This is a genomic window from Streptosporangium sp. NBC_01639 (assembly GCF_045209755.1).
Lineage (GTDB): Bacteria > Actinomycetota > Actinomycetes > Streptosporangiales > Streptosporangiaceae > Streptosporangium.
On the sequence record NZ_CP109272.1, the window covers coordinates 8,456,457 to 8,469,294 of the forward strand.

Below are 12,838 nucleotides of genomic sequence, written 5' to 3' on the forward strand. Positions count from 1 at the left end.
ACCCCCGCACGAGGAAGGTCAGGCGGGGTAGGCGTGGGTCTCGGTGGCCTTGACCGACGCCCAGACCTGCTGGCCGGAGGTCAGGTCGAGGTCGGCCACGGCCGCGGGGGTGACATCGGCCGAGGCGGTGATCGGCCCGTCCAGATGGACGCGGACGTTGTCGCCATGCCGTTCTATGCCCTCGATCCTGGCCCGCCACAGGTTGCGCGGGGTGCCGTCCGGGCGGGTGCGGTACAGGGCGACCGCAGCGGGGGAGAAGGCGACGAACGCGGGGCCGTCGAGGTGGTCGGCGACGCTGAAGATCACGTCGCCGACGGTCACCCGCCGGTCGGCGGCGATGCCGCGGTAGAGGTTGAGGCCGACCAGGCGGGCGACGTAGTCGGTACGCGGGCGGCGGGCCACCTCGGCGGGGGTGCCCTGCTGGACGACGGCGCCGTCCTCGATGACCACCAGCCGGTCGGCGAGCACCATGGCGTCCAGCGGGTCGTGGGTGACCAGGACGGTGGCGCCGTCGAAGTCGGCCAGATGGCGGCGGAGCCGGGAACGGATCTCCAAGCGGGTGTGGGCGTCCAGTGCGGCCAGGGGCTCGTCCAGCAGCAGCAGCCGCGGCTCCACGGCCAGCGCCCGCGCCAGGGCGACACGCTGGGCCTGGCCGCCCGACAACTGCCGGGGCTTGGAGGCCACGTGGTCGGCCAGGCCGACGCGCTGCAGCCACGCGGTGGCCGTACGGCGGGCGTCGGCTCTGGACGCACCGTGGCAGCGGGGCCCGAAGGCGACGTTCTCCATGGTCGACAGATGCGGGAACAGCAGGTATTCCTGGAAGACCACGCCGATCGGGCGGCGCTCGGTGGCGAGCGCGTGCAGCGGCCGGCCGTCCAGGGTGATGTGGCCGTCCGACAGGGCGGTGAGGCCGGCCAGGGCGCGCAGCGCGGTGGTCTTGCCCGCGCCGTTGGGGCCGAGCAGCGCGACGACCTGCCCCGCGGGGACTTCGAGGTCGAGGTCCAGCCGGAAACCGGGCCGGGTGACGACGAGGTGGGCGTGCAGGGTCATCGAATCTCCGTCCATCTGGCGCGCAGGCTGGCCAGGATGACGACGGAGACGGCCAGCAGCACGAGGCTGAGCACGATGGCCGCCTCGGGTTCGCTCTCCAGCGCGAGATAGACCGCCAGCGGCATGGTCTGGGTCTGGCCGGGGAAATTACCGGCGAAGGTGATGGTGGCCCCGAACTCGCCCAGCGCGCGGGCCCAGCACAGCACGGCTCCGGCCGTGATGCCCGGGGCGACCAGGGGTAGCGTGACGCGGCGGAAGATGATCCAGCGGGAGGCTCCCAGAGTGGCGGCGGCCTCCTCGAAGCGCAGGTCGGCTGCGCGCAGCGCGCCTTCGACGCTGATGACCAGGAACGGCATGGCGACGAAGGCCTCGGCGACCACGACCCCGGCGGTGGTGAACGGCAAGGTGAGGCCGAAGGTGGCGTCCAGCCACTGACCGATCAGGCCACGCCGGCCCAGCACGAGCAGGAGCGCGACGCCGCCCACCACCGGGGGCAGTACCAGGGGGACGGTGACCAGGGCACGCACCAGGCGCCGGCCGGGGAAGGCGACGCGGGCCAGCAGCCAGGCCAGCGGCACACCGAGGAGCAGGCACACCAGCGTGGCCAGGGTCGCGGTCACCAGCGACAGCCGTAGCGCTTCCAGCACCTGCGGCTCGCCCAGTCGTTCGAGCAGGGTGGGCCAGGGGGCGCGGACCAGCAGCCCGGCCAGTGGCAGCACCAGGAAGGCCATGCCGAGTACGGCGGGCACGACCAGGATCCAGGGGACGCGGCCCGCGACTCCGCCCGCCGAGCCGGGACCGCGCCGCGCGCCGTCCCGGCCGGTCGGTGCCGAAGACGGTGTCATGGGATCAGGGAGCCTCGAAGCCGGCCTTGGTCAGCACGTCCCTGCCCTGAGGGGAGAGGACCAGGTCGACGAACTGCTTGGCCGGCTCCGGCGCGGGTGCTCCGGACAGCGCCGCGATCGGGTAGTCGTTGATCGCCTTGTCGGCCTCGGGGAAGTCGATCCCCTTCACCTTGCCCGCGGCGGCCAGCACGTCGGTCGTGTAGACCAGGGCCGCGTCGACCTCACCGAGCTCGACCTTGGTCAGCGTGGCCTTGACGTCCTGTTCCAGGGTGACCGGGGTGACCTTCAGGCCGGCCGCCTCCAGCGCCTTGACCGCCGCCGCTCCGCACGGCACCTGCTCGGCGCACAGGGCGACCTTGACCTTCGGGTCGGTCAGATCCTTCAGCTCGTCCACGTGCGCGGGGTTGTCGGCCGGGACGGCGATCTGCAACGTGTTGCGGACGAACGTGACCGGGGCGGTGGCCGGCCCGGCGTCGGTGACGGTCTTCATGGTGGCCGGGCTGGCGGCGGCGAAGACGTCGGCCGGGGCCCCCTGGACGATCTGCTGGGCCAGTGTGGCGCTGGAGCCGAAGTTGAACTTCACCGATGTGCCCGGGTGGGCCGCCTCGAAGATCCTGCCGAGCTCGGTGAACGTACCGGTCAACGACGCGGCGGCGAACACCGTCAGCGTCGTGTCCGCACCAGCCGGGGAAGCGGAGGCCGAGGAGGGGGCGGCCGAACCGCCGGCTCCGCATCCGGACAGGCTGACGGCCAGGGCGAGGGCGAGCGGGAGCGGGACGGCCCACCGGGAAAGACGCCTGAACACCAAGGGCTCCTTATTGACTCACCGGGCGAGTGTGGTCGGGGATCTCCACGACGACGTTGGTGGACTTGATCACGGCGATCGCCACCACCCCCACCTCCAGGCTCAACTCGTCGGCGGCCTGGCGGCTCATCAGCGACACCACCCGGTACGGCCCGGCGGCGATCTCCACCTGAGCCATCACCGCGTCCTTGACCACTTCGGTCACGATCCCGCGGAAGCGGTTGCGCGCCGAAGAACGCCCCGAGCCGTTCTCGGTCTCGATCTGGGAGCGCGCGAACGCGGCCAGATCCGCACCGGCCACCGTCCGGTGGCCGTGTTCGTCCCGGTGAGCCGGAAGCCGGCCGACGTCGACCCAGCGGCGGACGGTGTCGGGGCTGACTCCGAGCAGCGCGGCGGCCTCGCTGATCCGAAACGTCGTCACGGACAATCACTATACATTCGCATATTCCACCTTCAACGCCTGGGTGCCATGGAAATATGCCAGTGATTCACTGTTTTCTCCTCGCAACTGCGGAGAACAGACGTTGGCCACCCGTGGCCGGCACCACCGCCCAGGTCGTCTCCCGGCACCGGTGACCGGCTCGCCCGCCCCATGCTGGGCGGCGGCCCGCCTGGTGGCGGACGCGGACGTGCGAGGCGCCCGCGTGCTGTCCGGCCCCAGCCTCCCGAGCAGGGGTGCTTCGCCCGACCGCGCCCGGAGGCTCGCCTCCGCCCTCCGGATCGGCATCGTCGGGATCAACAACGGCGCGCCCAACAACCCGCGGGTCCCCTTCGGGGGCTTCGGCGCCAGCGGTCTCGGCCGGGAAGTGGGTCTCTCCGGGCTGCTGGAGTTCACAGGTGAGCAGACCCTCAGCGAAGCCGTCTGACCTCACGTTCCACCCCGGTGATCCCGGCCGGCCCCGGTACGCGGGCCTTGGCGGGTACACGACAGATCGCATTTCGGCCACCCTTAATGCATAGACAGCGTCAGATCATGACCACTAGGAATTCGATAACTTCCCTTACCGAATTCCTGGAGGACGTCGATGCTGGGTGGCTTGGGGCGAGCGGGACGATGGCGGCGGAAGACGGTGATGGCCGTCTCCGCGGCGCTGGCCGTCTCGGCGCTCTCGGTGCCCGGTGCGGGCGCGGAGAGCGCCGGGACGGCCGGCGCCGTCGCACCGGTCACCGGACTCGCGCGAGGGGCGGCCGGCGACGGGATCACGCTGATCACCGGTGACCAGGTGCAGGTCCGCGCCGTCGACGGCGAGCACGACGCGGTGACGGTCACCCCCGCCCCGCGCGCGGACGGCTCCGTGCCGACCTTCCAGGTGCTGGAGACGGAGGACGGGCTGACCGTCATCCCCGACGATGTCGCGGCCCTGGTCCCGCAGCGCCTGGACACCGCGCTGTTCAATGTCAGCGCACTGGCTGAAGAGGGATACGGCACCGCGATCCCGCTCATCCTCACCTACCCGCGGAACGCCGTGAAGGCCGCGATCCCGGCCGTCAAGCAACTCCGCACGCTGGAGAGCATCGGCGGCGCCGGGGTGTCGGTGGCCACCGGAGAGGCCGCGCGGTTCGGGTCCGAACTGGCCCGCCTCGCCGCCGCCGGCGATCCCGGTGCCGCGGGCCGTACGGCGGGGCCGCTGGCGGGAGTGGAGAAGATCTGGCTCGACCGCACAGTGCAGCCGGCGCTGGAGAACAGCGTGCCGCAGATCGGGGCGCCGGAGGCGTGGGCCGCCGGCTTCGACGGCACCGGTACGACCGTGGCCGTGCTCGACACCGGCATCGACGCCGCGCACCCCGACCTCACCGGGAAGGTCGCCGACCGGCGTGACTTCACCGGGGAGAACGCCACCGGCGACCCGCACGGCCACGGCACGCATGTGGCGAGCACCATCGCGGGCTCCGGTGCCGCCTCCGAGGGGCGCCGCAAGGGAGTGGCGCCCGGAGCCACGCTGCTCAACGGCCGGGTCCTGGGCGGCGACGGCTCCGGCCGGCTCTCGTGGATCATCGACGGCATGGAGTGGGCCGCGGGCGAGAAGCACGCCGAGATCGTCAATATGAGCCTCGGCAGCCGCGACGCGGGCGGGCCGCTCACCTCGGCCGTGACGCGGCTGTCGCAGCAGTACGGCACGCTGTTCGTGGTCGCCGCGGGCAACGACGGCTGCGACGGCTGCGTCGGGGCACCCGGCGACGCCCCCGAGGCGCTGACCGTAGGCGCCGTCGACCGTGAAGACCGGCTGGCCCCCTTCTCCAACAGAGGCCCGATCGCCGCCGATCTCGCCGTCAAGCCCGATGTCACCGCACCGGGCGTGGAGATCTCCGCCGCCAGGTCCGGTGGCGGCGCCTCCGGCGAGCCGTACACCGCGATGTCGGGCACCTCGATGGCCACCCCGCACGTCGCGGGGGCGGCGGCGCTGCTCCGGCAGGCCCGGCCGGGAATAACCGGGACCGAGCTGAAGACACTGCTGATGGGGACGGCCAAGCCCGGGCAGGACACGCCCGTCGACGCGCAGGGCGCGGGGCGGATCGACGTCGGCTCGGCGCTCAAGGGCACGGTCGTGGCCTCGCTGGGATCGGTGAACTTCGGCAGCCTCGCGCAGGGCGAGGACAGGAGCGTCGCGGTGAGCTACCGCAACCTCGGCCAGGCGCCCGTCGAGCTGGACCTGTCCGGCGGCGGCGCCTTCACCGTCGAACCCGCGAAGGTCACCGTGCCCGCCGGGGGCAAGGCCGAGGCGAAGGTCACCCTCAAGGGGGCCGGTCCGGGCGTCCTGCGGGAGGAGCTGACAGCGAGCACCCCCGGCGGCGCCGCGGTACGGACCCTGCTGACGGCGAGCGTCGCGCAGCGGCGCGTCGAGCTGAGGGTGCGCGGGATCGCCAGGGACGGCCGCACCGCGCGCGGCGGGTTCACCGTGCTGAACCTCGACGAGGGCACCCTGGTCGGGCGGGTGCTGCCCGGCGACCCGGCCCAGCCCTGCACCGACCAGAAGTACGGCACCGGCACCTGCCTGCTCGTGACGCCCGGCACCTACTCCGTGCTCGGCCACATCTTCACGATGCCCGCCACCCAGGACAGCACCGCGACGGGCAAGCCGCTGAACGAGAGCCTCGTCGGCGACCCCGAGATGAAGATCACCGAGAACACCGAGGTCGTGCTCGACGCCCGCAAGGCGGTCGAGGTCGAGGTGGAGACGCCCGACCACGTGACCAAGCGGAACACCGGGGCCGCGGCGCAGATCGCGTGGTACCGCTCGGGCGAGAAGGGGACCGCCCTGCGCGGCGGCACCAACATCTCGCCGGGCGGGCAGGTCGAGGAGCGGCTGTTCGTCCAGCCCACCAGGCAGGTCACCAAGGGGATCTTCACCGTCGGCACCCGCTGGCGGCTGGAGGCACCCGCGATCACCCTGACGACCCCCGGTATCGGGCTGAACCCCGAATACTACGACCCGGTCCACTTCAGCGACTTCGCCACCGAGTATCCGCGCCTGGATGGGACCGCCCTGCTCATGGCGGTCGACGCCGGGCGCGGCACGGCCGGGGAGATCGAGGCCCGGAACCTGCGCGGCAAGCTGGCCGTCATCCGCCGCACCGAAGGGGTGCCGGTGTCCACCCAGGCCAACGCCGCCGCGGCGGCGGGGGCGAAGATGGTGGCGATCTACAGTGACCGGCCGGGGGCGGACATCACCCCCGGCGGGACCGGCGTCAAGCTCACGGTCCCGACCGTGCGTCTCACGCAGGAGGAAGGCCTGAAACTGGTCGAGCGGCTGCGGCGGCTGCCCGTGCCCGTCCTGGCCAAGGGGATCGTCGCCAGCCCCTACGTCTACGACCTGTTCCTGCGCGAGCAGGGCAGAGTGCCGGACTCACTGCGCCGGGTGGTGCGGGCCAAGTCGCTGGCCAGGGTGGAGACCGGCTATCACAGCCAGCTCTCCGACGACGTGACGGTGAACGAGGCGCGGTTCGTGTTCGAGCCGTGGGACACCTCCTCGATCTCCACGAACCGTCCCATGGCGAAGACGCCGCGTACCCGGGTGGAATACCTCACCCCGGACCCGGACCTGCGGTGGAGTGCGTCGGCCGTGACCCCCGAGCGCAGCTACAACAACATGTGGCCGCACCCGGACACCCCGCGCGTGGCTCTGTCCGCACCGGAGTTCCGTCCCTACAAGGCGGGGGAGCGGATCAGCCGCACCTGGTTCAAGCAGCCGCTGCTGCCCGGCATCAACCCGCGCAACCCGCTGCGCCGGGAGGGCGACAGGCTGCGTCTCTCCATGCAGGGGTTCGTGGACGCCGACCGCAACTACGGCGACACCTACACCAGCAGTTTCGCGAACGGCATGAAGACCGACTTCCGCCTCTACCAGGGCGACACGCTGCTTGAGCAGACGGAGTACCTGCCCTCGGGCGCCGTGGACGTCCCGGCGGAGAAGTCCTCCTACCGGATCGAGTACGACGTGCGCAACGAGGCCGCCTGGGCGAAGCTGTCCACGCGCACCCGGGCCGTGTGGACGTTCGGCTCGGAGCGCGCCGCGGACGCGGGCACCACGGTGATCCCGCTGCTGCTGGCCGGGTTCGACGCCCCGACGGATCTGAAGAACCGGGCCCGGTCCGCCAAGCTCGGCGTCTCCCTCTACCAGCAGGAGGGCTCGGCGCAGAGCGCGGTGAAGGAGGCGTCGCTGGAGGTCTCCTACGACGACGGCGCCACCTGGCACTCCACCCGCCTGCGGGCGAAGGACGGCAAGGAGGGCAAGGACGGCAGGGCCTACGAGGCCACGCTGGACCGGCCCGCGTCCGAGTTCGTCTCGCTGCGGCTCAAGGCGACCGATGTCAAGGGGAACACCCTCTCGCAGGAGGTGATCCGCGCCTACGCGATGCGCTGATCCTCGCGTGCACCGGGCCGAGTGGGCCCTCCTCGTCCTGGCGGTGCCGGACGAGGAGGGCCATCCGGCATCGGGCCGGCGGAGCAGGTCCCGCGGGGCGCTGCGGCGCACCCGCTGAACCCGTCGCTCCGCCCTGGCCCGGGGCCGGCGGCCTACTTGTTCCGGCGGCGGGTGTCGGCCATGTACTCGTCGAGCGCGCTCCGGGTGGCGCGCACCGCCGCCTGCGAGGTCTCGAACGTGCGCTGGGCGATGCCGACGAAGATGCAGTCGACGATCAGGAGCTGACTGATCCGGCTGGCCAGTGCGCCGGGACGGAACGCGGTCTCCCGGCCGGCCGAGACCAGGACGTGGTCGGCGAGCTCGGCGAGCGAGGAGCGAGGGTTGTTGGTGATCGCCACCGTGGTCGCGCCCCCCTTGTGCGCGAGCTGCATGGGCGCGATCACGTCGGGGGTCTCGCCGGTGCAGCTCACCCCGACCGCGACGTCGCCCTGCCCCATCAGTGCCGCGCTGGTCAGCGCGAGATGGGCGTCGGCGAAGGCGTGACCGGGCCGGCCGATCCGCATCAGCTTCTGCGCCATGTCGACCGCCACCACGCCGGAGGCGCCGACTCCGTAGACGTCCACCCGGCGGGCGGCGACCATGGCCTCCACCACCGTGCCCAGCCGGTCGGGGTTGAGCTGGGCCGCGGTGTCGGCCAGCGCCTCGGACTCGGCCCGGGTCACCTTCGCGATCACGTCGGTGAGCGGGTCGTCGGGCCCCAGGTCGCCGGGGACGAGCCGTTCGGGCTCCTCCCGGGCCACCGCCGCGGCCAGGGCGAAACGCAGCTGGGAGTAGCCGGCGAAGCCCAGAGCCCTGGCGGTGCGCACGATCGTGGCCTCACTCGTCCCGGAGACCGCGCTGAACTCGGTGATGGTGCTGCGGGCCACCATCGCCGGGTCTTCGAGGATGAGACGGGCGATGGCCTGCGCTGCGGGGGTGAGCGAGGGCAGGACGGCCCGCACCGTGGCCACCAGGTTCCCGGGGGTGGGGCCATCGTGATCGTTCATTCGCACCTCTTCTGTCAGGAGGAAGTTTATTGGCCGCCGACCAGCCATAGTGCGACAGCGCGGGCCGAAACCCTGGAAATACCGTGGGTGGCGAGGTAGATCGCTCCGGTGGGCTCGCCCGGCATCCCGGTCTCGACCACGATCGCGTCGGGGCGCAGCCGTACGGCCTGCGCCAGCAGGTCCCGGACCCAGGTGTGGCGGCCGGCGTCGTGCACCACCAGGACGAGCGGGCGTCCGTCGTCGGAGATGTCGGGAAGCCTGGCCGTCTCGGCGGTGACGGTCTGCCCGGCGGTGCCGGGCAGCAGTTCGGTCAGGGCGCCGATCAGACCGGTGGGGACACCGGGGCCGATCGCCAGGTTCAGCCGCGGGGCGATGTCGACGACCAGCGGTGGCCGCGAGATCGCGGGGGAGGACGGCGCGGGGACACGCGGGGCGTGCCCGGCGGGCCGGCCGCCTCGCTCGTGCCCGGACGGGGACGCGGGGTGGTCGGCCGCGACGACCACGCGCATGGCGGCGCGTGCGGCCTCCATGCCGAGCTCCGCGCCTTCCTCGGTGTCCCGCGACGGCTCCGCCTTCCGTGCGGGGTGCTCCGCGTGCCAGGCGGCCAGGGTCAGCACGCGTGCCGCCGCCTGGGCGAGGCGCTCCTCGGGCAGCCTCCCCTCCAGGATGGCCGTCACGATCGCGTCGCGCAGCGCGTAGACGCTCTCCCCGCCGGGGGAGGACGTACCGACGCAGATCGCGTCCACCCCGGCGGCCAGCGCGCGGACGGCGATCTCGCCCGGCGGGTGCAGCGCGGCGACGGCGCCCATCTCGATCGCGTCGGTGACCAGCAGCCCGTCGAAGCCCAGCTCCTCGCGGAGCAGGCCGGTCAGGATCGGCCTGCTCAGCGTGGCCGGGCTGTCCGGGTCGAGCGAGGGCACCAGCAGGTGACCGCACATCACGGCCTGGACGCCGGCCCGCACCGCCGCGTGGAACGGCGGCAGGTCGCGCTCCCGGAGGAGCTCCGGGGAGGCGTGCACGGTCGGCAGGGCGTGATGGGAGTCGGTGACGGTGTCGCCGTGGCCGGGGAAGTGTTTGGCGCAGGCCGCCACCCCGGTGCTCTGCAGGCCGGCGATCCAGGCCACGCCCTGCCGGGACACGAGGTCGGGGTCGGGGCCGAAGGAGCGGATGCCGATCACCGGGTTGGCCGGGTTGGCGTTGACGTCCACCACGGGGGCGTAGTCCAGGGTGATGTCGGCGGCGGCGAGCAGCAGGCCGATCTCGCGGGCGACCCGTTCGGTCCGTCCGGTGTCGTCGGCCACGCCGAGCGCCCGGTTGCCCGGCCAGGAACTGCCCGTCCTGGCCTCCAGCCGGGTGACCGCCCCGCCCTCCTCGTCCACCGCGACCACCACGGCGGGGTTCTCCCGCCGGAGCCCGGCGACGAGCTCGGCCGTCTGCGCCCGGTCCGTGAGGTTGCGGGCGAACAGCACGGCACCGCCGAGTCCGTCGGCCAGCGCCCGGCGCAGCCAGTCGGGTGGTGCGGTGCCGTCGAATCCGGGCTGGAGCACGGTCATGGCCAGCCGGTCCAGATGGGGGCTGCTGTGGGACATTGGTGGCACCTTCTCGCCGGAGACGTCTCCGGGCAGGTTACACATCAATGACACTTTCTTTCATCATCATTGCTTCGAAAGTAAATTTCTGCCATTCTCGCCGTCGAGACCCCCGTGACCCCTCCTGACCGGCCCGATGTCCGCTCGACGGCACCTGACCCGCGGCTCCCGGCCCGTGGTCGGAGTCGCCGGGACGGTCAGAGGCGCAACACCCCCCTTGGAGTCCGTATGAGCTCACCCACTCGCCGCACCGTCCTGCGCGGCCTCGCCCTCGCCGCCGCCGCGACCGCCGTACCCCTGCCGGCCTTCGCCTCCTCCCTGGCCCCCGCCGGATACGTGCCGCCGCTGCGCCAGATGCGCGGCATGTGGATCGCCTCGGTCGTCAACATCAACTGGCCGTCGAAGACCGGGCTGACCGCCGACCAGCAGAAGGCCGAATACCTCGCCTGGCTCGACCTGGCACAGGCCCGCAAGCTGAACGCGGTGTTCGTGCAGATCCGGCCGACCGCCGACGCCTTCTGGCCCTCGCCGTTCGAGCCCTGGTCGCAGTATCTGACCGGCACCCAGGGACAGGACCCCGGCTACGACCCGCTGGCCTTCCTGGTCGAGGAGACGCACAAGCGAGGCCTGGCCTTCCACGCGTGGTTCAACCCCTACCGCGTGTCGATGCAGCCGGACCCGGCCAAGCTGCACCCGGACCACCCGGGCAGGAAGCACCCCGACTGGGTCATCCCCTACGGCGGCAAGCTCTACTACAACCCGGGCATGCCCGAAGTGCGGGCGTTCGTGCAGGACGCCATGATGGACGCGGTGACCAGGTACGACATCGACGGCCTGCACTTCGACGACTACTTCTACCCGGTCAACACCGCCGCCTTCGACGACAGCGCCGCCTTCGCCCAGCACGGTCAGGGCTTCCCCGACCTCGCGGCCTGGCGGCGCAACAACGTGGACCTGCTCGTGCAGGAGATGCAGCAGCGGGTCCGGCGGGCCAAGCCCGAGATCGCCTGGGGCATCAGCCCCTCCGGCATCTGGCGCAACAAGGCCACCGACCCCCTCGGCTCGGAGACGAGCGGCGGCCAGTCCTACGACAGCCTGCACGCCGACACCCGGGGCTGGGTCAAGAAGGGCTGGCTGGACTACATCGCACCGCAGATCTACTGGTACATCGGCCAGTCGAACGCCGACTACGCCAAGCTGATCCCCTGGTGGTCCGCCGTGGCGGCGGGCACCGGCACGCAGCTCTGGATCGGCCAGGCCGCCTACAAGGCGGGGGCCGCCGGGCAGCCCGCCGAGTGGTTCCGGCCGAGCGAGCTCACCGACCACCTGGCTCTGAACCGGAACCACCCCGAGGTCGGCGGCGACATCTGGTACAACGCCAACGACGTCCGCGAGGACCGGCTCGGATCGGTCACCACCACGGTGACCGACCACTACACCCGCCCGGCCCTCGGCCCACTGCTGCCCAGGCTCGCCGACGGCCATCCGCCGCGCCGTCCGGTGCTCGCCTCGGCGCATCGGGGGAACGGCGGCACTGAGTTGCACATCGTCGCCACCGGCAGGGACACGCCGTTCCAGTACGCGATCTACCGGCTCGACAGGCCCGCCAGGTCTGAGGACTTCGCGGACGCCCGCAACCTGGTCGCGGTCGTCCCCGCCGGCCGGCACACGCGCTGGACCGATCCGGCGGGCGCCAAGGGCGCCTACTACTACGTGACCGCCGTAGACCGGGCCAACCGGCAGAGCCCGCCGAGCCAGGGCCGTCGCGTGCACTGGTGACCCGCCCACGGGAGACCTGCGGGGGGTGACCCCGCTCGGACGGACCCGTGGCGCCGATCGATCGGCGCCGGCAAGCGGGGCAGCCCGTGCCGACACCAAGGTGACCGGGGAGTTCGTCGCCGAGTTGAAGCGGGATCTCCCGGGAGCGGTGTCATCGCTCCCGGGAGATCGCCGGTGGTTGTCGTGCGGGGCGGTGTTCGTCAGGCGGTGGCGCGGTAGGTGAGGACGACGACACCAGAGGCGAATGACGTCGTATCGGTGAGCTGCACAGGGGTGGCGCTCTCGGGCCGGAAAAGGGGTTCGCCTTCGCCCTTGATCACGGGGTAGATCCAGATGCGGTACTCGTCGAGCAGCCCGTGCTTGGCGAGGTCGTCGGTGAGCCGGCCGCAGCCCCAGGTGAGAATGTCGTGGCCGGGCTGGGACTTGAGCCTGGTGACCTCGGCGATGAGATCGCCACCCGGAATGATCGCCGAGTTGTTCCAGTTTGCGGTCTCGTCCAAGGTGGCGGAGACCGCATACTTGGCGATGCTGTTGACGTGGTCGCCGTAGGGGTTGCCGCCCATGCCGGGCCAGGCCTCGGCCATGCCCAGGTAGGTGACGCGGCCCAGCAGCAGCGCGTCGCAACCCAGGGTGAGCTTCAGCGCGTACTCCATTGCGTCCGGGCTGTTGTGCTGCATGGACCACAGGTGTGGGTCGTCGATGTATCCGTCGAGCGTGGTGTATGTGGAGGCGATGATTTTCCGCATGCGTGGTTCCTTACCCGTGGTTGATGACAGTCGACTGATACGGGATGTGCGAGCGAGGTCGCCGGCCGTCGAATCCGCTCGGCAACGTCCTGAGCCGATGATTCGCCGTGGCGGCG

At 71.9% G+C, this 12,838-nt stretch carries 10 protein-coding genes; 3 read left to right on the plus strand and 7 right to left on the minus strand.

What is annotated here, in order from left to right; genetic code table 11:
- Positions 1-18: 18 nt before the first annotated feature.
- Genes OHA77_RS38400 through OHA77_RS38415 form a run of 4 tightly spaced genes read right to left on the minus strand, consistent with a single transcriptional unit; the run spans position 19 to position 3,121 of the window.
- Positions 19-1,050, minus strand: coding sequence for an ABC transporter ATP-binding protein (locus OHA77_RS38400; RefSeq protein ID WP_406314114.1), 1,032 nt, complete (start codon positions 1,048-1,050; stop codon positions 19-21).
- Entirely contained in the window at positions 1,047-1,895 is an 849-nt protein-coding gene (locus OHA77_RS38405; protein ID WP_406314116.1) for an ABC transporter permease, read from the minus strand. The genes OHA77_RS38400 and OHA77_RS38405 overlap by 4 nt, the downstream gene beginning before the upstream one ends.
- Before the next feature lie 4 nt (positions 1,896-1,899).
- The gene (gene modA / locus OHA77_RS38410; RefSeq protein WP_406314118.1) at positions 1,900-2,700 is read right to left on the minus strand and encodes a molybdate ABC transporter substrate-binding protein; all 801 of its coding nucleotides are present in this window, start codon (positions 2,698-2,700) and stop codon (positions 1,900-1,902) included.
- A 10-nt stretch (positions 2,701-2,710) separates the two neighbouring features.
- The gene (locus OHA77_RS38415; protein ID WP_406314120.1) at positions 2,711-3,121 is read right to left on the minus strand and encodes a molybdopterin-binding protein; all 411 of its coding nucleotides are present in this window, start codon (positions 3,119-3,121) and stop codon (positions 2,711-2,713) included.
- 151 nt (positions 3,122-3,272) lie between these two features.
- Between OHA77_RS38415 and OHA77_RS38420 the strand changes: the two genes are divergently transcribed.
- Complete coding sequence (locus OHA77_RS38420) at positions 3,273-3,566, plus strand: aldehyde dehydrogenase family protein (protein WP_406314121.1); 294 nt, start codon at positions 3,273-3,275, stop codon at positions 3,564-3,566.
- Positions 3,567-3,773: 207 nt separating this feature from the next.
- The gene (locus OHA77_RS38425) at positions 3,774-7,562 is read left to right on the plus strand and encodes a S8 family peptidase (protein ID WP_406314123.1); all 3,789 of its coding nucleotides are present in this window, start codon (positions 3,774-3,776) and stop codon (positions 7,560-7,562) included.
- Between the two features lie 152 nt (positions 7,563-7,714).
- On the opposite strand, the gene OHA77_RS38430 is transcribed toward OHA77_RS38425, so the two are convergent.
- Positions 7,715-8,608 carry a MurR/RpiR family transcriptional regulator gene (locus OHA77_RS38430; protein ID WP_406314124.1) on the minus strand — a complete coding sequence of 298 codons (894 nt, stop codon included), beginning with the start codon at positions 8,606-8,608 and terminating at the stop codon, positions 7,715-7,717.
- A 26-nt stretch (positions 8,609-8,634) separates the two neighbouring features.
- Positions 8,635-10,197, minus strand: coding sequence for a glycoside hydrolase family 3 protein (locus tag OHA77_RS38435; protein WP_406314126.1), 1,563 nt, complete (start codon positions 10,195-10,197; stop codon positions 8,635-8,637).
- Between the two features lie 228 nt (positions 10,198-10,425).
- On the opposite strand from OHA77_RS38435, the gene OHA77_RS38440 reads away from it, so the two are divergent.
- Positions 10,426-11,976 carry a glycoside hydrolase family 10 protein gene (locus tag OHA77_RS38440; RefSeq protein WP_406314128.1) on the plus strand — a complete coding sequence of 517 codons (1,551 nt, stop codon included), beginning with the start codon at positions 10,426-10,428 and terminating at the stop codon, positions 11,974-11,976.
- Positions 11,977-12,176: 200 nt separating this feature from the next.
- Here OHA77_RS38440 and OHA77_RS38445 read toward each other — a convergent pair whose 3' ends face one another.
- The gene (locus tag OHA77_RS38445; RefSeq protein ID WP_406314130.1) at positions 12,177-12,722 is read right to left on the minus strand and encodes a dihydrofolate reductase family protein; all 546 of its coding nucleotides are present in this window, start codon (positions 12,720-12,722) and stop codon (positions 12,177-12,179) included.
- Positions 12,723-12,838: the final 116 nt, after the last annotated feature.